Annotated in this window: 15 protein-coding genes and 1 pseudogene; 7 read left to right on the forward strand and 9 right to left on the reverse strand. The window is 54.0% G+C overall.

What is annotated here, in order from left to right; translation table 11 throughout:
• Positions 1-1475: pseudogene (locus tag IM271_RS20010) on the forward strand (hypothetical protein); the annotation flags it as partial.
• Between the two features lie 535 nt (positions 1476-2010).
• Here IM271_RS20010 and IM271_RS20015 read toward each other — a convergent pair.
• The 7 genes from IM271_RS20015 to IM271_RS20045 form a co-directional block, all read right to left on the reverse strand.
• A complete protein-coding gene (locus IM271_RS20015) occupies positions 2011-2757 on the reverse strand; it encodes a cyclopropane-fatty-acyl-phospholipid synthase family protein (RefSeq protein WP_193053070.1) in 747 nt (248 codons plus the stop codon).
• 10 nt (positions 2758-2767) lie between these two features.
• Positions 2768-3025: a YjhX family toxin gene (locus tag IM271_RS20020; protein WP_028012097.1), complete on the reverse strand. Its 258-nt coding sequence runs from the start codon at positions 3023-3025 to the stop codon at positions 2768-2770.
• 167 nt (positions 3026-3192) lie between these two features.
• Positions 3193-5202 (reverse strand): bifunctional diguanylate cyclase/phosphodiesterase, encoded by a 2010-nt coding sequence (locus IM271_RS20025; protein WP_226859039.1) that lies wholly within the window; start codon positions 5200-5202, stop codon positions 3193-3195.
• Positions 5203-5219: 17 nt separating this feature from the next.
• A complete protein-coding gene (locus tag IM271_RS20030) occupies positions 5220-5714 on the reverse strand; it encodes a molybdopterin-dependent oxidoreductase (RefSeq protein WP_193053065.1) in 495 nt (164 codons plus the stop codon).
• Between the two features lie 346 nt (positions 5715-6060).
• The gene (locus IM271_RS20375; protein ID WP_186434915.1) at positions 6061-6303 is read right to left on the reverse strand and encodes a hypothetical protein; all 243 of its coding nucleotides are present in this window, start codon (positions 6301-6303) and stop codon (positions 6061-6063) included.
• 18 nt (positions 6304-6321) lie between these two features.
• Positions 6322-8106, reverse strand: coding sequence for a diguanylate cyclase (locus IM271_RS20040; protein WP_049001831.1), 1785 nt, complete (start codon positions 8104-8106; stop codon positions 6322-6324).
• 119 nt (positions 8107-8225) lie between these two features.
• On the reverse strand, positions 8226-9335 hold the full coding sequence (locus IM271_RS20045; RefSeq protein ID WP_045259869.1) for an AI-2E family transporter: 1110 nt from the start codon (positions 9333-9335) through the stop codon (positions 8226-8228).
• Between the two features lie 337 nt (positions 9336-9672).
• Here IM271_RS20045 and mmuP point away from each other — a divergent pair, with 337 nt between their 5' ends.
• From mmuP to tauD, 6 genes are all read left to right on the forward strand, one after another.
• A complete protein-coding gene (gene mmuP, locus IM271_RS20050) occupies positions 9673-11073 on the forward strand; it encodes an S-methylmethionine permease (protein WP_001194698.1) in 1401 nt (466 codons plus the stop codon).
• The gene (gene mmuM / locus IM271_RS20055) at positions 11060-11992 is read left to right on the forward strand and encodes a homocysteine S-methyltransferase (protein ID WP_193053066.1); all 933 of its coding nucleotides are present in this window, start codon (positions 11060-11062) and stop codon (positions 11990-11992) included. Before mmuP ends, mmuM begins: the two co-directional genes overlap by 14 nt.
• 174 nt (positions 11993-12166) lie before the next feature.
• Complete coding sequence (gene tauA, locus IM271_RS20060; RefSeq protein ID WP_193053067.1) at positions 12167-13129, forward strand: taurine ABC transporter substrate-binding protein; 963 nt, start codon at positions 12167-12169, stop codon at positions 13127-13129.
• A 10-nt stretch (positions 13130-13139) separates the two neighbouring features.
• Positions 13140-13907, forward strand: a complete 768-nt coding sequence (gene tauB / locus IM271_RS20065; protein WP_045259872.1) for a taurine ABC transporter ATP-binding subunit — start codon at positions 13140-13142, stop codon at positions 13905-13907.
• Positions 13904-14731 (forward strand): taurine ABC transporter permease TauC, encoded by an 828-nt coding sequence (gene tauC, locus IM271_RS20070; RefSeq protein WP_193053068.1) that lies wholly within the window; start codon positions 13904-13906, stop codon positions 14729-14731. The genes tauB and tauC overlap by 4 nt, the downstream gene beginning before the upstream one ends.
• Positions 14728-15576, forward strand: coding sequence for a taurine dioxygenase (gene tauD, locus IM271_RS20075; RefSeq protein ID WP_193053069.1), 849 nt, complete (start codon positions 14728-14730; stop codon positions 15574-15576). The genes tauC and tauD overlap by 4 nt, the downstream gene beginning before the upstream one ends.
• A 69-nt stretch (positions 15577-15645) precedes the next feature.
• Here the strand turns inward: tauD and IM271_RS20080 are convergent, their stop codons facing one another.
• On the reverse strand, positions 15646-17346 hold the full coding sequence (locus tag IM271_RS20080; protein WP_136486533.1) for a lysophospholipid acyltransferase family protein: 1701 nt from the start codon (positions 17344-17346) through the stop codon (positions 15646-15648).
• Positions 17347-17418: 72 nt separating this feature from the next.
• Positions 17419-18393 carry a porphobilinogen synthase gene (gene hemB / locus IM271_RS20085; protein ID WP_048959625.1) on the reverse strand — a complete coding sequence of 325 codons (975 nt, stop codon included), beginning with the start codon at positions 18391-18393 and terminating at the stop codon, positions 17419-17421.
• Positions 18394-18601 lie beyond the last annotated feature (208 nt).

Genomic DNA, 18601 nt, shown 5'->3' on the forward strand with positions numbered 1-18601 from the left:
TTATTGAACATATTGAAACAGACAATGATATTTTAATTGCCAGCGATTTAGGTAATGGCAAAAGTATAATGACTCGAATGTTAATGTCGAAATTATCAAGGAAAGGATATCTCTGTTTTTATTATTTATATAATGAATTTAGCTTCAGTAAGGACATTGAACGATTATCCAAGTTGGGGCAAAAAATTATTATTTTCATAGATGATTATAGTAACTGCATTGATGATACTCGTTATGCCATAGAAAACCGTAAGGACAATATACAGCTTGTATTGACTACGCGTCATTTTGGCTATGAAAATACTAAGCAACATTTATTAACGATGGATATGAGCAGTTTTAAAACTCATAGCGTCGATTATTTATCAGATTCCGAAGTTGATAATTTCGTACATATAGTTGATCACTTAGGGGGATGGGGCGAAAAAGCAGGGCTTTCTAGGCATGAAAAATTATCAGAACTTGATGAAAATGCTAGGAGCCAACTTTCGTTCTTGCTATTATCAATCCTCAAATCCGAAGCTATACAATCTAGAATTCGAGAAATATCTAATCTTGCACTGAATGATAAAGACTATAAAGAAACAGTTTTTGCCATTCTATTATTAGATGTCATAGGTCTCCCATTGGTAAGATCTTTAATTTCAGATGTGGCGGTTAATGAAAAAATTTACAGCGCGGAGTTTACTGAAAATGAAGGTGTTAAAAACTTATTCATCATAAGTAATGGCATGGTTAAAACTAAATCTAGCACGTTGTCTAGATTCCTTATAGCAAATGTTTTTGAACATAAGTATGTTGTAAATCAATTGCTTAAGGTTATTGAGCATTTGCATGTCATTAATAAAGATGCAAAAGATCATAGATTACAAACTTTGATTACTGCTCTACTGAGATTCTCTATTATTGAAAAGCTTCTCCCACAAAGACGTGTGGAAATAAATTATTTTTATGAGAAAGTTAAACATATTATTCCTAATCTAATAAATGATCCGCATTTCTGGGTACAATATGCAATGTCTATGATACCATTCAAAGACTATCCAAGTGCTGATAGATATTTAGCTACTGCCTATTCCTTGGCTGCAAGAAAAGATAACTATCATACAAAAAATATTGATACGCAGCGTGCAAGATTACATCTTTTGGTCTCTCTTACAAAAACTGGAAATGAAGCTTTCCTTGAGTTTGAGGCCGGTGACAACCTTATACGAATTATTCCAAATGATATTTATAAATACCGTCAGGTGCATAGATATAGGGACATATATGAAAAAGTTTATCCAACATTTAATGCTAAACAAAAGGTATTTTATGAGCACGCTGTAAAACGTATTATAAAAGAATCAGAAAACCCTGAGTTGGTTGAGGATTTAACTTATAAAATTGGTGTAAATTGGCTCGATAAGTTGCGTGGCAATTTAAAAATGATAGTGGAAAATATACAGGAAAATAGACCTAAAGGTAAAAAATAACTCTTGATTAGAGCCTGTTTCTTACAGGCTCTAATGCTTTAGTAAGTTAGAAGAAACTAACCTTAAGATAATGCGTTGACTATTCGAAAAAAAATCATTGGGGGTACTTTTGGGGGTATCAATTTCATCAGTGAAATAAGAAACATTAAAAAAAACGGGTTTTGTTTTGTGTTTTGTTCCTATTATCGGCACCAGTTCTCTCAAAAAGTTACGCATCATTAGCTCCCTTATTATCTGCACGATGGGGCAGATTTGGGAAAAAAGCTCCCAAATTTGCATCAATTCTAAGCGCATGCTTGAGCATTCAACTGTTGCGTTTCATGCTCAGGTTGAAGCAGAGACGGATTTAATGAACGTTATCTTCAACTATTCGGATCCAAATTAGCAGGAAGCAAACATTCGCCAGACTGAATGCGGTAACGGAAAAAGCAATGATAGAAGTTTTTTCATGCCGGGCGTAGCGCAGCGTTCATAATGCTGAGCGCTTCATGCTTAAGGCCGGTATAGCCCCAAAAGGCTATACCGCCACTCCCTCCTATCGTGCAATTAACGCAAACACGCCCCAGCCAATATATTCCCTTGTGTAAGCCACGTGGCGCTTAGGCGCTGCCGTCAGCTCCGTGCGCACCTCTTGTGCAAAACCATCGTCGGGGTTTTGATCCAGCCAGCGGCGCAGGGTCATCCATTTCGCGGCTTCGTATCTGTCCCAGCCTTCCTGATCTGCCAGCACCATTTCGACCAGGTCATAGCCCTGGCGATCGAAAGACGCGACAAGGTCGGGCAGGGTGAGAAAGTCTGCGGTGGACGAGACGCCGCAAGCCCGAGCCGTCTCCTCCGTTGCGGGAACCTGTCGCCAGTAAGGTTCACCGATGAGCATGATTCCCCCGGGCTTAAGGCTTTGTGCCAGCAGGTCCATCGTCCCGGCAACGCCGCCCGCAATCCATGTGGCGCCAACACAGGCCGCCACGTCGCATTGTTCATCAGCCACGTAGCCAGCCGCGTCGTTATGCACAAAATGGACGCGTTCGCTGACGCCGAGCGCCTCTGCGCGCCGCGTTGCCTGCGCGGTAAAGAGCGGGCTCATGTCGATGCCAATACCGGAAATCCCGTGATCGCGTGCCCAGGTGCAAAGCATCTCTCCCGAACCGCTGCCGAGATCGAGAAGGCGCGCGCCTGGCTTCATGCGTAACACGCGCCCGAGCGTGGCGTACTTTTCTGGCGTGAAGGGGTTATGAATGCGGTGTTCGCTTTCGCTAACAGTAAATATGCGTGGGATATCCATCATCCTCTCCTTAACGATTATCAGGCTGGGCACGGACGTTGTTCAGCCCGGTAGTATTGATACGGTAGGGCTGACCGTTAACGGATTTGATCAGCTTTTTGGTTTTGAGCTTTTTGAAGACGGCGAGCGTGCAGTCGCTGAGCAATAGCCCTTCGCGGCTGTAACATTCAACGGCGGTGACGCGGCCGGACGTATCGCGGACGTGCACAATACGGCCACCTTTGGCGAGAACGTGTAAGGTACGCTGTTCCTGACGGGATAAATTCATACTGGAAAACCTGTTTAATCATCATGTGCAAAACGTGCAAACACACAGCGGTGTCCGCATTCGATTTCGGCGCATTGATAATCAGTCCGGCCTGAAAAGGTCGGGGAGCTGATTATCGGATGATTACATTCTCCAGCATCAAAGCCTCGGATTGAGTTGAAAGGTATTTACGGGGTGAATGATAACACCCGGTCATTGTATGTGTATACCCAGGGGTGAAAAGTGTGATCCCGGTAAGAGCACACTGTACCGTTTTTTATATTTTTATCGATTTCAGCCTGTGGCTTTCCGAACAGATAGCCCTGCACGAGATCGCAGCCCAGCGCCTGAAGCCGTTCAAGCTGCGCTTCGGTTTCCACACCTTCTGCAATGACCCGCATATTGAGGCTCTTCGCCATGCCGGTTATCAGTTTAACGATATTAAGCGCATCGTCTTGGGTGGATATCGGATTCACAAAGGATTTATCAATTTTAATTTTATCAAAATTGAGTTCACTCAGCCTCGAGAGCGAAGAATAACCCGTTCCGAAATCATCAATGGAGATTTTTACCCCCAGCGATCTGAGTTTTTTGAGAATAGTGAGCGGCGTGTTGCTGTCACTGAAGAGCGAAGACTCCGTAACTTCCAGCTCAAGGCGGCTGGCCGGCAGGCCTGTCTCTTTCAGGATGGACTGAACCATTGCAGTAAATGATTTAGTCCCCAGCTGAACAGGTGAGACGTTTACCGAGATTCTGGCCGGAACCGCCCAGGAAACCGCCTCCCGGCAGGCAAGTTCAAGCACATTTTTGCCAATCTCATTGATCATCCCTGTTTTTTCAGCAACAGAAATAAAGTAATCAGGCGACAAAATCCCCTTTACCGGGTGTATCCAGCGAATAAGCGCTTCATAGCCGTAAATTTCATTGCTGAATGAATCGACAATAGGCTGGTAATAAACAACGAATTCATGGTTGCTGATCGCGAGAGCCATATCATGCTCAAGGGTTCTGCTTTCCTGCAGCTTCTGCAGCATCCACTGACGGAAGACTTTTATCTGCTGTGAGCCCTCTTTTTTGGCTTCGTAGAGGGCCAGATCGGCAAATTTATAGAGATAATCCGAGCGCCGCTCATTATCAGATAAAACGATACCTACACAGGTGGCAATTTTTATCAGCTGGTTATTGATCGTATAGGGCAGACTGATGTGAGCGCTGATCTCTTTGGCGCGCGAAACCGCCGCGTTCTCGGTCAGGCCGCTGGAGAGAAGTGCAAATTCGTCACCGCCCAGGCGGTAAAACGTATCCGTCGCGTTACTCATTGAGGTAAGCCGTCGGGATACCTGATTCAACAGTAAATCGCCGGCGTCATGGCCATAGGTATCGTTGACCTCTTTGAACCGGTCTAAATCAAATAACATCACCGTGACAGGGGTATGGTTTTTATCTGCCTGAAGGGTAATTTTATTGAGATCGTCCCAGAAGAATAGACGGTTTTTCATGCCGGTAAGGGAGTCATGATACACATCATATTCCAGCTTCGAATTCTGTATTTGCAGCGTTTCTTTTGACCGCTGTAGTTCGTCAGCGAGGGTTTTAACCTGCATGTGGGCTTTAAGAATATTTTTATTCTGATAGATCATTAAGAATCCCAGAATAAAGCTTAATATCACCAGAAGTAACGAAAGTACGGAGTAAATATAATATAGGATCTGTATTTTATGGTTAGATTCATTAATTGTGTTAATATCTTTGGTTAATGCGCTTGAAGACAGTTGACTGAGCGGCGCGTCGAGCAGGTGCATATTTGCCAGGTACTTTTTTAATTCTTCATGGCTCATTTTTTCCAGGTTACTGTCCAGATACGCCAGTATTTCTTTCAGGCGTGCAGCGATCTCTTGATGCGTTTTATCGCTCTCAATATAGCGGCCTAAGTCTCCCCCGTTCAGTAACTCGCCCTGGCTGAGCATAATTTCGAGACGCATGCGGGCCTGGTCTATCGTAACGTCATCGGTATCGGTTGCGTATAGACCAAGCCATGATTCAAATCGGTAATACTCTGATACCAGTTGAGCCACGGACCAGGACTCAGTGTAATGAGTCAGTTTTTGCAGCTCTTGCTGACGATCGTAAACAAGAAATGCAATATATCCCGTCGTGATAAAAAGAGAAAAAATGATACCAACCAGTATCCTGTTCATTATGTTCTCCTGAACTGCTATTCAATCTTCATTTTGCTAACCTGCCATGCTGAACGCGAGTAATAAATTTGATTATTCAACTCAGGAAGACTGTCATAAGGGTATACAATGAATGATGGGCCTTTATCGCGGATACGCATATATTCGCCATTAATCTTTAAGGCAAGAATAGCGTTATATTTCTTAAAATCGCTGAGAGGAATAGCGGTTGCGTAATCATTAAGGGCAATAACATTAACGACAGAACCCTTTGCTCCAACATAATCCATGAGTTTGTTCATTGGAACACCCTCAAACTTCGTCCTGCCCGTATACCAGGGAGATATCGTCTCGAAACTCACCATCCCGAGTTTTTCAAGGCTTGCGAGATCAAACACTGCTTTTCCATCTTCGTTAGTATTTTCTATATTCCCGTAAATCGTCAAAATGGGTTTTCCGGCGGGTTTCGGCAGTTCACCCGCCCAGGCTAAACTCTGAACCAGACAGCATACCAGCATTAGGATTAATCGCATTATGGCCTCCACTTTTGCACAGAAGTATATGAATTATAATTTAGTTATCACAGTAGTTTATGTATTTTATTGCGTCGCTATTACTTCTGTACGCGAATGAGGGATAATTTCAATGTAATCAAGTGGTTATGAGGTTGCTGAAGAGTGATTTCAATCACATACAACACCTCTTTTTTTTGAGGCACGCTACGCTTACTTGAATAAACTCTCTTACGTTTAAAAAACGATCGCTTTAATTGAGCGTTATTTCCTCACCTCAAAGAATGTACCTGTGATGGACAGGTAAAAAAAACGCCACCCGATGGGCGGCGTTGTCATATTTAGCGATTGTTCAGCACATGCACCGTTACTTTTTTGCGCCCGGTGAAGCGCTGAGCGGTAAACGCCATAGCTCGTAGCGTTCATGACCGGGTTTGACCGCGCCAGCAAAGTGGTCATTGAGGCTGCTTGAGGTGAAGATCAGGTCACCGTCCGGACGAATAGCCGGCCTTTCTCGCTGATTTATGCACCTCACCGGCGTCAGTCGGCTGTCACCCGGGCCATGATCGATCTTCTGACCATGGAACAATGACGCGGGTGTCTCCGTCATGAAAAAAGCGTCTTATTCTTAACCCGCCTCCAGCATCCCAAAACTCACAATTCGCGAGCGTCCCAGCTCTTTCGCCCGATACAGTGCCACGTCCGCGGCGCGCAGCAGGTTGTCACTTTGAGCATGCTCTGGATAGCTGGCGATACCAATCGACACATCCACCGGCCCAATCTCGGTCAGCCCGTAGCGAAGCGATAGCGCATGCACGCCGTTGTAAATCTTCTGCGCGCAGGCGTGCGCTTCTGCTTCACCGGCCCCGGGAAGCAGAACCAGAAACTCCTCGCCCCCGTAGCGGAATGCCAGCCCGCCGTCGTGCGCGGCCCGCTGAACAATCGTCGCCACGTTTTTGATTACCTGATCGCCAGCCTCGTGACCAAAGCGGTCGTTAATGCTTTTAAAGTGATCGATGTCGATCATCATGCAGCTTAACGGCTCGCCGTTGCGCATGGCCTGCGTCATTTGCGTGTGCAGGGTGTCTTCCAGATGATGACGATTACGCAGGCCGGTAAGCGGGTCAAACAAGGCTTTTTCCAGCAGCGCGTTGCGCAGGCGCTGATTCGCCAGCGCCAGTCCGAGCGCCTCGGCCATCAGTTCCAGATACGCGCGTGCAGGAGCATTTTCCGGGGTGATGTTCTGGAACGAGAGCAATCCAATGGCCTCGCCCTGGGCGATAAGCGGTACGCACAGTGCGCTTTCCGCCTGTGATTCCGGGAGATGATAGCAGGCGACATCCGGTTCACCGTTAACCGGCGGGTGGCTCTGACCGCGACGCACGGCCCAGCACGCATCGGGGTGGAATGTGGCCTCATCATCTGCCGGTGAAAGCCACTGGGCGACGCAGCGCATTTGCCACGGATCGCGGTCAAAAACGTAGAGCCGGCCCGCTATCCCCGGCGCGATATTGGGCGCAAACAGCTCCGCCACGTTAATCACGTCGTCAAAGTTTTCACACCCCTGCAGCCGCTGGGTCATGCGCGCCAGCAGCTCGCGGATGGCCCAGTCGGCGTCACGCTCTTTTTCCAGCCGCTGTCGCGCAAGGCCGTTTTCACGAAAGATGCGGATGGCCTGGGCCATATCGCCAATCTCATCAATCTGGTTAAAGTTGGGCGTTTCAACCGCGAAGTCCTGAGAAGCCAGACGGTGAACCACGTCGCTCAGGCGTACCACCGGGCGCAGCACGCGGCGTTTTAATATAAAGCCGAGCACAAACAAGAACAGCAGGGCGGTCAGGCCAACCATCACTTCAGAAGCCGTGCGCAGCGCTTTCGATTTTTTCGTCGCCTCCCGCACGGAGGCGATGACACGTTTGTCGAGTATCTGGCGAAAGCGATCGATTTGGGTTTGTGCGCGCTCAAGCTCCTGCTCGTAGGGCATGCCATAGAGCAGGGCAACGGCCTGCGCATCTTCACCCCGGGCCACGCTCGTCAGTGCCGCCTGCTGCTCATCCTGCAGTGCATCAATGATTTTTAAACCATCATGCAGCAGGGCCAGCTCGTCATCTGAAGCGCCGGTGTCCTGCAGTTTCTCCAGCTTCAGCTCGATGCTCTTCAGTTTTTTCTCTGACGCATTGTACTCATCCAGGATTTGCGGATTTTTTTTGATGACATACAGGCGCGCTAAATCGGACTGTTTCCAGGCGTCGGTTTCAATATTTTCTGTAAGCTCATCAAAATTTTGACGTAGTTCAATGGCCTGACGTTCGGCGGTGTCAGCACCGGAGGCCATCAGCATGATAATGCCGGAGGCGATAGTCAGGCAGACCGTGGCACCGTAGGCCCAGTTGGTTATTGTCGCGATTCGCACCTGGAGATCCTTTTACCGCATAAAGAGGATGGCGTTCTTCAAATTATAGAAAACGTATGATTTAAGGCGAAAAAAAAGGCGGCACAGCGCCGCCTGATGTGGTCGTTATCGTCACGTCCCTACAAATCTGGAGAGTTTTTTCCCTCTTCGATGAACTCGGCGTCCAGCTCTTCGGCATTGCCCGCGTGATCGCGGCCGGAGAAGAGGTTCCAGCAGGCGATAAACAGCGCGGCGATGAGCGGCCCAATCACAAAGCCGTTAATGCCGTACAGCTCCATGCCGCCGAGGGTGGAGATCAGAATCAGGTAGTCCGGCATTTTGGTGTCTTTCCCCACCAGCAGCGGGCGCAGGATATTGTCCACCAGCCCGACAATAATCACGAAGAAGCCAACAATAAACAGCCCCTGCCAGAGCTGGTGCGTGGCGAACAGGTAAATGGCGGCTGGCACCCAGACAATCGCCGAGCCGACGGCGGGGACCAGCGAGAGGAACGCCATCAGCGCGCCCCAGAGCACGCTGCCGTCGATGCCCACGATGGCAAACGCGATCCCGCCGAGCGTGCCCTGAACGACGGCCACCACCGCCGTCCCTTTCACCGTCGCCCGGGAGACGCCGACGAACTTGGCGAACAGGTGCTGTTTAACAAAATCAGACAGCGGCAGGGAGTCGAGGATCTGGCGTACCAGATACGGTCCATCCTTCAGCAGGAAGAACAACAGATAAAGCATGATGCCGAAGCTAATCGCAAAACCAAACGTGCCTTTGCCGATCAGGAACGCGCTGCCTGCCAGATACTGCCCGCCCTGCAGCGCGACGTCGGAGAGTTTTTTCTGGATCTGCGCCGCGTTGGTCAGGTTGTGATCCGCCAGGAAGCCGCTGGCCCAGTCCGGCAAGTGGTTGAAGATGCTCGCCACTACCTCCGGGAATTGGGTGTTGTTCTCCTGAAGCTTCGTGTAAACCACGTTCAACTCAATGGCGAGCGAGGAGAGGATCACCATCAGCGGGATAAAGACGATCAGGCAGATAATGCCAATCGTCAACAGCGAGGCAAGCCCGTTGCGCTCCCCCAGCGCGGTGCGCAGCTTGTTTTTTACCGGGTTGAAGATGACGGTCAGAATGGCGGCCCACAGTATCGCGGAGAAGTAGGGCGACAGCACGTCGAAGAAGGCCCAGGTCACAAGGGCGAGAATGAAAATAAAGAAACCTTTGGTCAGTCCGTTAAAGCGCATCAGTCAGTCCTGGTTACTAAGAAACTGTGACGACTATAGAACCGATTGCGAGAATTACCAACCCGGCGGCCAGTTCAGCAATATCGCAGTATGAATTTGCGCTTCACGGATAGCACTTTCGACTGACCGAAGATCGCACGTTCCCGCATCATGCTGTTAGTATCTGCTTGCGGAGGTGCTTATGGCCTGGCGTCCCATTCTTTATGTGATCCTCACAACCCACCCCAGACTCAGCGCGCGGCGCGCCCGTTTGCGTCTGGTCATCTAGCTTTTTATTAACAATCGCGGTATAACACCTTCTTTGGATGTTTAGATGTCCATACGTATAGAAGGTAATATGCAAACACAACAAGAAAATGGACAGCTTAAGCGCACCATGAAAACACGCCACCTGATTATGCTCTCGCTGGGCGGCGTGATTGGGACAGGGTTATTCTTTAATACCGGATACATCATTTCCACCACCGGTGCGGCGGGCACGCTGCTGGCGTACCTGATCGGCGCGCTGGTGGTCTGGCTGGTGATGCAGTGTTTGGGTGAACTCTCCGTGGCGATGCCGGAAACCGGCGCGTTCCACGTCTACGCCGCCCGCTATCTCGGCCCGGCGACGGGCTATACCGTGGCGTGGCTCTACTGGCTCACCTGGACGGTGGCGCTCGGCTCGAGCTTTACCGCCGCCGGGTTTTGCATGCAGTACTGGTTCCCGCAGGTGCCCGTCTGGGCGTGGTGCGTAGTCTTTTGCGTGGTGATTTTCGGCCTTAACGTCATCTCCACGCGCTTCTTTGCCGAAGGGGAATTCTGGTTCTCGCTGGTGAAGGTCATCACCATCATCGCCTTTATCATCCTCGGCGGGGCGGCGGTCTTTGGTTTCATCCCGATGCAGGACGGTTCACCCGCGCCGGGCTTAAGCAACATCACCGCCGAGGGCTGGTTCCCGCACGGCGGTCTGCCGATCCTGATGACCATGGTGGCGGTGAACTTTGCCTTCTCCGGGACCGAGCTTATCGGCATCGCGGCGGGTGAAACGGAAAATCCGCACAAGGTCATTCCGGTTGCGATCCGCACCACCATCGCGCGGCTGATCATCTTCTTTATCGGCACCGTGTTTGTGCTGGCGGCGCTGATCCCGATGCAGCAGGCGGGCGTGGAAAAAAGCCCGTTCGTGCTGGTGTTTGAAAAGGTCGGTATTCCTTATGCCGCTGATATTTTTAACTTCGTGATCCTGACGGCGATCCTCTCGGCGGCGAACTCTGGCTTATATGCGTCCGGGCGCATGCTGTGGTCGCTCTCGAATGAGAAAACGCTCCCGCGCTGCTTTGCCCGCGTGAACAAAAACGGCGTGCCGCTGACGGCGCTCTCGGTTTCCATGCTCGGCGGCGTGCTGGCGCTGTTCTCAAGCGTGGTGGCCCCGGACACGGTGTTTGTCGCACTCTCGGCCATTTCTGGCTTTGCGGTGGTGGCGGTGTGGATCAGCATCTGCGCGTCGCACTTCGTTTTCCGTCGCCGTCATCTGCAGTCCGGCCAGCCGCTCTCTGCGCTGCAGTACCGCGCGCCGTGGTATCCGCTGGTGCCGGTGCTCGGTTTTATCCTCTGCGTGGTGGCCTGCGTCGGCCTGTGGTTTGACCCCAGCCAGCGCATTGCCCTTTATTGCGGGCTTCCGTTCGTTGCCCTGTGTTATGGTGCCTACTACCTGACCCGAAATATGACATCGCAGGAGCCTGAACATGTCGCAGAATAATCCGCTTACCGCCATCCTTGAAAAACAGCCGTTTGTGGTGCTGGATGGCGCAATGGCAACGGAGCTGGAAGCGCGCGGCTGTAACCTTGCAGACAGCCTCTGGTCGGCCAAAGTGCTGGTGGAAAACCCGGATCTTATCCGTGAAGTGCATCTTGATTACTACCGCGCGGGCGCGCAGGTGGCGATCACCGCCAGCTACCAGGCCACGCCTGCGGGCTTTGCGGCACGCGGTCTGGATGAGGCGCAGTCCCGCGCGCTGATTGGCAAAAGCGTGGAGCTGGCGCGTAAGGCGCGCGAAGCGTACCTGGCCGAAAACCCGCACGCGGGCACGCTGCTAGTAGCGGGCTCCGTTGGGCCGTACGGCGCGTATCTGGCAGACGGCTCAGAGTATCGCGGCGACTACGTGCGCAGTGCCGAAGAATTCACAGAATTCCACCGCCCGCGCGTGGAAGCGCTGCTGGACGCGGGTGCAGACCTGCTGGCCTGCGAAACGCTGCCGTCGTTCACGGAAATAAAGGCGCTGGCCGCGTTGCTGACGGCGTATCCCCGCGCGCGGGCGTGGTTCTCCTTCACCCTGCGCGACAGCGAGCACCTGAGCGACGGCACGCCGCTGCGGGAGGTGGTTTCTTCTCTGGAGGACTATCCGCAGGTCGTCGCGCTGGGCATCAACTGTATCGCGCTGGATAACACCACGGCGGCGCTGAAGCAGTTGCAAAGCCTGACGCCGCTGCCGCTGGTGGTCTACCCGAACTCGGGCGAGCATTATGATGCGGTAACCAAAACCTGGCACCACCACGGCGAAGCGTGCGAGACGCTGGCGGGGTATCTGCCGCAGTGGCTGGCGGCGGGAGCGAAGTTAATCGGCGGATGCTGTCGCACCACGCCGAAGGATATTGCAGAGCTGAACGCGCAGCGCTGAGTTTGTGCCGGGTAAGGCGCAGGCGCCACCCGGCACAAACCAACCGCACAAAATCAACTATCCTTTCCCGCTTTTTTTCTAAAAACGAATCGTCATTAGCGATTCTTTTTTATTCCTTTATCAAAATTCCCGCGCCGGAAATACTGCCCTCATAACAACAGGGGAGCAGGCACTATGGCAATTTCATCGCGAATCACACTTCTCGGCGCGCTGGCGCTGTGGGCATTTCAGGCGCAGGCGGTGGACGTTACCGTCGCGTATCAAACCTCGGCTGAGCCGGCGAAGGTTGCGCAGGCGGACAATACCTTTGCGAAGGAGAGCGGCGCGAAAGTCGACTGGCGCAAGTTCGACAGCGGCGCGTCCGTCGTGCGTGCGTTAGCGTCCGGCGACGTGCAGATTGGCAATATCGGCTCCAGCCCGCTGGCGGTCGCGGCCAGCCAGCAGGTGCCGATTGAGGTTTTCCTCCTCGCCTCGCAGCTCGGTAATTCCGAAGCGCTGGTGGTGAAGAAAAACATCACCAAACCGGAAGACCTGATCGGCAAGCGCATCGCCGTGCCGTTTATCTCCACCACCCACTACAGCCTGCTGGCGGCGCTCAAACACTGGGGCATCAAGCCGGGGCAGGTGCAAATCATCAATCTTCAGCCGCCGGCGATTATCGCCGCCTGGCAGCGCGGGGATATTGACGGGGCCTACGTGTGGGCACCGGCAGTAAACGAACTGGAAAAAGACGGCACCGTGCTGACCGACTCCGAGAAAGTGGGCCAGTGGGGCGCGCCGACCCTCGACGTGTGGGTGGTGCGCAAAGACTTTGCCGAGAAACATCCTGAGGTGGTGAAAGCCTTCGCCAAAAGCGCGATTGCCGCCCAGCAGCCGTACATCAGCAACCCGGATGAGTGGCTGAAGCAGCCCGCCAACCTGGAAAAACTCTCCCGCCTGAGCGGCGTGCCGGAAGCGGACGTGCCGGGGCTGGTGAGGGGCAATACCTATCTGACCCCCGCGCAGCAGGTGCAGCAGCTAAACGGGCCGGTGAGCAAAGCGATTGTAGATACCGCCACCTTCCTGAAAGATCAGGGCAAAGTGCCTGCGGTCGCGGCGGATTACAGTCAGTACGTCACCGACCGCTTTGTGAAATAAGGAGTCCGCCATGCTGAACATTACGAACCTATATGCCGATTACGGTGGTAAACCCGCGCTGGAGGACATCAACCTGACGCTGGGCAGCGGTGAACTGCTGGTGGTGCTCGGCCCGTCCGGCTGCGGAAAAACCACGCTGCTGAATCTGATCGCCGGGTTTGTACCGTATCAGCACGGCACCATTCAACTGGAAGGCAAAAAGGTGGATGGCCCTGGCGCCGAGCGCGGCGTGGTCTTTCAGAACGAAGGATTGCTTCCGTGGCGCAACGTGCAGGAGAACGTGGCGTTTGGGCTCCAGCTTGCGGGCGTGAACCGTGAACAGCGGCTGGCAACCGCGCGGGCGATGCTGAAAAAAGTGGGGCTGGAAGGGGCGGAAAAACGCTTTATCTGGCAGCTTTCCGGCGGCCAGCGTCAGCGCGTCGGGATCGCCCGCGCGCTGGCGGCGAATCCGCAGCTGTTGCTGCTGGACGAGCCGTTCGGGGCGCTGGACGCCTTTACCCGCGAGCAGATGCAAACCCTGCTGCTGCGCCTGTGGCATGAGACGGGCAAGCAGGTGCTGTTAATTACCCACGATATCGAAGAGGCGGTGTTTATGGCGACCGAGCTGGTGCTGCTCTCGCCGGGGCCGGGGCGCGTGCTGGAGCGGCTGCCGCTTGAATTTGCCCGTCGCTACGTCGCGGGGGAGCCGGTGCGCAGCATCAAATCCGATCCGCGGTTTATTGAGCAGCGTGAATACGTCTTAAGCCGCGTGTTTGAACAGCGGGAGGCCTTCTCATGAGCATCGTCTTCAGTGAAAAAACGCGTCGCACGCGTCCGGCGCTGCGCTGGCCTTTCTCACGTCAAATTACTCTGAGCGTCGGTACGCTGCTGGTGCTGCTGGCTGCGTGGTGGGCGGTTGCGGCCCAGCAGTGGGTCAGCCCGCTGTTTCTGCCGCCGCCGGGACAGGTGCTGGCGAAACTCATCTCCATCGCCGGGGCGCAGGGCTTTATGGACGCTACGCTCTGGCAGCATCTCGGCGCAAGCCTGACGCGCATTCTGGTGGCGCTGCTGGCGGCGGTGGTTATCGGTATCCCGGTCGGGATCGCGATGGGCCTAAGCCCGACGGTGCGTGGCATCCTTGACCCGCTGATTGAGCTTTACCGCCCGGTGCCGCCGCTGGCCTATTTGCCGCTGATGGTGATCTGGTTCGGTATCGGCGAAACGTCGAAAATTCTGCTGATTTATCTGGCGATTTTCGCGCCGGTTGCCATGTCGGCGCTGGCGGGCGTGAAGAGTGCCCAGCAGGTGCGCATTCGTGCGGCGCAGTCGCTGGGCGCCAGCCGTACGCAGGTGCTGCTGTTCGTGATTCTACCCGGCGCGCTGCCGGAGATTTTAACCGGGCTGCGCATTGGCCTCGGCGTGGGCTGGTCCACGCTGGTGGCGGCAGAGCTGATTGCCGCCACGCGAGGATTAGGGTTTATGGTTCAGTCGGCGGGAGAGTTCCTGGCGACTGACGTGGTGCTGGCAGGGATCGCGGTGATTGCCGCGATCGCCTTCGGATTAGAACTGGGGCTGCGCGCGCTACAGCGCCGCCTGACGCCCTGGCATGGAGAAATACAATGAGTGAACGACTGACCATCACCCCGCTGGGGCCGTACATTGGCGCGCAGGTGTCGGGCCTGGATGTGTCCCGCCCGCTGAGCGATAACCAGTTTGAGCAGCTGTACCACGCGGTGCTGCGCCATCAGGTGGTGTTCCTTCGCGAGCAGGCGATCACCCCGCAGCAGCAGCGCGCGCTGGCGTTGCGTTTTGGCGACCTGCATATTCACCCGGTCTATCCGCATGCGGAAGGGGTGGAGGAGATTATCGTTCTGGATACCCACAACGATAACCCGCCTGACAACGACAACTGGCACACGGACGTCACCTTTATCGAGACGCCGCCCGCCGGGGCAATTCTGGCGGCGAAGCTGCTGCCGGAAACCGGCGGCGATACGCTGTGGACCAGCGGGATTGCGGCGTATGAGGCGCTCTCCGCACCGTTCCGGACGCTGCTGAGCGGGCTGCGGGCGGAGCACGACTTCAAAAAATCATTCCCGGAATACAAGTACCGCAAGAGTGAAGAGGAACATCAGCGCTGGCTGGAGGCGGTGGCGAAGCATCCGCCGCTGCTGCACCCGGTGGTGCGTACCCATCCGGTCACGGGCAAGCAGGCGCTGTTCGTGAACGAAGGATTCACGACGCGCATTGTGGACGTGACGGAGAAAGAGAGCGACGCGCTGTTAGGTTTCCTGTTCGCTCATATCACTAAACCGGAGTTTCAGGTGCGCTGGCGCTGGCAGGAGAACGACCTGGCGATCTGGGATAACCGCGTGACGCAGCACTACGCCAACGCGGACTATCTGCCGCAGCGAAGGATTATGCAGCGTGCGACGATTTTGGGCGATAAGCCATTTTACCGCCCCTGATCCTGGAGTACCCGTAGGCCGGGTAAGCGCAGCGCCACCCGGCGAAAACGGTGCACAATTGCCGGCCAATTAAAGGTGCGCCTCAATATACCGCTGATATCGGTTCGCCTTCAGGTAGCACAAATCCACCAGCACCAGACCGTCTACGCAATTGTTGAACGTCGGGTCGCTGCCAAAATCAATAAACTGCACGCCGCCGGGCTCGCATAGCTCGGAATACTGTTTATACAGCGGCGGTATGCCGCAGCCCAGATTGCCGAGCAGGGATTTCAGCTTCGTCAGATCGTCCACGTAATCCAAGCCGCCAAACTGTGCCAGCACGTCCGGTAAGGATGCCGGATACGGCTGACGTGACGCGGCTAGCGGATGCGTCGCGGGGAACCACAGGCGGTAAAAGGCGACCAGCAGATCCCGTGCCGCAGGCGGTAAGCCGCCGGAGATGGAGACGGGGCCAAACAGGTAGCGATAATGTGGGTAACGCGCCAGGTAAGCCCCGATGCCGGACCATAAATAGTCCAGACCGCGACGCCCCCAGTAGCGCGGCTGAATAAAGCTGCGCCCGAGTTCAATGCCGTGCTCAAGCACGTCCTGCATTTTGTCGTCGTAGTGGAACAGGCTGTAGCTGTAAAGACCTTCAACGCCGCGCTTTTCGATCTGCATGGCCGTCGGCATAAAGCGATACGCGCCGACGATCTCCAGATCCTCTTCATCCCAGAGGATCAGGTGCAGATAATCGTCATCGTAGCTGTCGGTGTCCCGGCGTTTACCGCTCCCTTCCTCCACCGCGCGAAACGCAATCTCGCGCAGGCGGCCCAGTTCGCGCAGAAGAGGCGCCTCTTCCTGCCCGTTGCGCTGCCACAGGTAGATGGTTTTACCGTCGCTGGTTTTACCCAGACACTCCGCCTGCGCCAGCTCGCGTTTAAGGGTGGCCCGGTCTTCCGGACGGGCAATGGCGCACTGGGTTTTGAAGACGCCAGGCAATCCCTTGCCAAGACGCATCACGTGCTGACGGCACTGCTCGGCCATCTCACGTGACGAAAGAGTGGCGCTATGCCAGTGATGCCAGGCGATTTGCTGGCCGATTTTAATCGGCAGCTGGCTGTGGCGGCGGCGGAACATCTGTTGCATTAGCAGCAGCATCGACAATGTCGGCGACACCAGCGTGCTGGCATAAAAGAGCAGGCTGTTATGCGCCTGAATATGCACCGGCAGCAGCGGGGCGCGCAGCTTGCTGGCGAGTTTGATAAAGCCGGAGTGCCATTTTTTATCGCGAATGCCTTTGCGCGTGGGGCGTGAAACTTCACCCGCCGGGAAGAAGATCAGCACGCCCGCGTTTTGCAGATGCTGCTCCATTTGAACCAGAGACGATTTCGCCGTCCTGCCGCCCATATTGTCCACCGGAATAAACAGCGAACTGAGAGGCTCAAGGTGGGTCAGCATCCGGTTGGTCACGACTTTAACGTCGCGCCGCACGCGGGAGACGGCGTACATCAGCGCCAGCCCGTCCAGCGTGCCTGTCGGGTGGTTGGCAATAATAACCAGTGGGCCATGTTCGGGGATTTGTTCGAGATCGCGGGCGGAAACGGTGCAGAGAATATCAAGGTGCTCCAGAACTTGCTCCACCATATCCAGTCCTTTCAGGTGGCGGTGAGCGGCGGCAAACTGCTGGAATTCTTCTTCGTAAAACAGCCTTTTTAACAGACTTTTTTGCCAGGGTGCAGGCCTCGCCTGAGGCCAAAGATCGTCGAGAACGCTATCGAGGCTAAACATGATTACTCCTCCTGCCGTCTTGCGAAGACAGTAGAAGGAGCAGATGTCGGTTGTATTGCAGTTTGGTGAAGATTAGCGGAGGATTTTTTTCTCGGCCAGATCCAGCGCGAAGTAGCTGAAGATCAGATCCGCGCCCGCGCGTTTGATCGCGCCCAGGCTTTCAAGGATCACTTTCTCTTCGTCGATTGCACCGGCCAGCGCGGCGAATTTGATCATCGCGTATTCACCGCTCACCTGGTATGCCCCCAGCGGCAGTTCGGTGCGCTCGCGAATGTCGCGCAGAATATCAAGGTATGCTCCAGCCGGTTTCACCATCAGGCAGTCTGCGCCCTGGGCTTCATCAAGCAGGGATTCACGAATCGCTTCCCGGCGGTTCAGCGGGTTCATCTGGTAGGTCTTACGATCGCCCTTCAGCGCCGTACCCGCCGCTTCACGGAACGGACCGTAGAAGGAGGAGGCAAACTTGGTGGAGTAGGACATGATGGCGGTGTCGGTAAAGCCTGCCGCATCCAGCGCCTGACGGATAGCCTGAACCTGTCCGTCCATCGCCGCAGACGGCGCGATGAAGTCCGCACCCGCAGCGGCAGCCACGACCGCCTGCTTGCCGAGGTTCAGCAGGGTGGCATCGTTGTCCACGCCGTGATCGCACAGCACGCCGCAGTGCCCGTGGGAGGTGTATTCGCAGAAGCAGGTGTCGGACATGACCACCATTTCTGGCACGGTATCTTTGCAGATGCGGGACATGCGGGCCACGAGGCCATCTTCTTTCCATGCATCGCTGCCGGTGGCGTCGGTATGGTGGGAGATGCCGAAGGTCATCACCGAGCGGATCCCCGCGTTGGCGATGCGTTCGATCTCACGCGCCAGGTATTTTTCAGGAATGCGCATCACGCCCGGCATGGCTTCGATGGCTTTGTAGTCATCAATCTCTTCTTCAACAAAAATCGGCAACACCAGATCGTTTAAGGTCAGTGTTGTCTCTTCAAACATGGCGCGCAGTGCGGGTGACTTACGCAGGCGGCGGGGACGTGCAATTAAATCGGTCATGGTATGCCTGATGTTTGTGGAACAAAGAAGGTTAGTGTACCTCAAAGTGAAGTGAGGTGTTTTACTAAAGTGGGCATTTTGATACCGATTAATGCGGCCTGTCTATGATTGCCACTGAATTATATATAATTAACTAATCCTGCGGAATGTCGGTTCGAATTATTGATGTTAATTCTATTACGGAGGGAATGTATAAATAAAAATGATC

Source organism: Enterobacter cloacae complex sp. I3 (genome assembly GCF_014896175.1).
GTDB classification, from domain to species: domain Bacteria; phylum Pseudomonadota; class Gammaproteobacteria; order Enterobacterales; family Enterobacteriaceae; genus Enterobacter; species Enterobacter bugandensis.

What these genes read in the sequence shown, in the direction of transcription:
- mmuP (WP_001194698.1), top strand. Translation starts at nt 9,673, where the DNA reads ATGCAAACACAACAAGAAAATGGACAGCTTAAGCGCACCATGAAAACA.
- IM271_RS20015 (WP_193053070.1), bottom strand. Translation starts at nt 2,757, where the DNA reads ATGGATATCCCACGCATATTTACTGTTAGCGAAAGCGAACACCGCATT.
- mmuM (WP_193053066.1), top strand. Translation starts at nt 11,060, where the DNA reads ATGTCGCAGAATAATCCGCTTACCGCCATCCTTGAAAAACAGCCGTTT.
- IM271_RS20030 (WP_193053065.1), bottom strand. Translation starts at nt 5,714, where the DNA reads ATGCGATTAATCCTAATGCTGGTATGCTGTCTGGTTCAGAGTTTAGCC.
- hemB (WP_048959625.1), bottom strand. Translation starts at nt 18,393, where the DNA reads ATGACCGATTTAATTGCACGTCCCCGCCGCCTGCGTAAGTCACCCGCA.
- tauA (WP_193053067.1), top strand. Translation starts at nt 12,167, where the DNA reads ATGGCAATTTCATCGCGAATCACACTTCTCGGCGCGCTGGCGCTGTGG.
- IM271_RS20025 (WP_226859039.1), bottom strand. Translation starts at nt 5,202, where the DNA reads ATGAACAGGATACTGGTTGGTATCATTTTTTCTCTTTTTATCACGACG.
- IM271_RS20020 (WP_028012097.1), bottom strand. Translation starts at nt 3,025, where the DNA reads ATGAATTTATCCCGTCAGGAACAGCGTACCTTACACGTTCTCGCCAAA.
- tauC (WP_193053068.1), top strand. Translation starts at nt 13,904, where the DNA reads ATGAGCATCGTCTTCAGTGAAAAAACGCGTCGCACGCGTCCGGCGCTG.
- tauD (WP_193053069.1), top strand. Translation starts at nt 14,728, where the DNA reads ATGAGTGAACGACTGACCATCACCCCGCTGGGGCCGTACATTGGCGCG.
- tauB (WP_045259872.1), top strand. Translation starts at nt 13,140, where the DNA reads ATGCTGAACATTACGAACCTATATGCCGATTACGGTGGTAAACCCGCG.
- IM271_RS20045 (WP_045259869.1), bottom strand. Translation starts at nt 9,335, where the DNA reads ATGCGCTTTAACGGACTGACCAAAGGTTTCTTTATTTTCATTCTCGCC.
- IM271_RS20080 (WP_136486533.1), bottom strand. Translation starts at nt 17,346, where the DNA reads ATGTTTAGCCTCGATAGCGTTCTCGACGATCTTTGGCCTCAGGCGAGG.
- IM271_RS20375 (WP_186434915.1), bottom strand. Translation starts at nt 6,303, where the DNA reads ATGACGGAGACACCCGCGTCATTGTTCCATGGTCAGAAGATCGATCAT.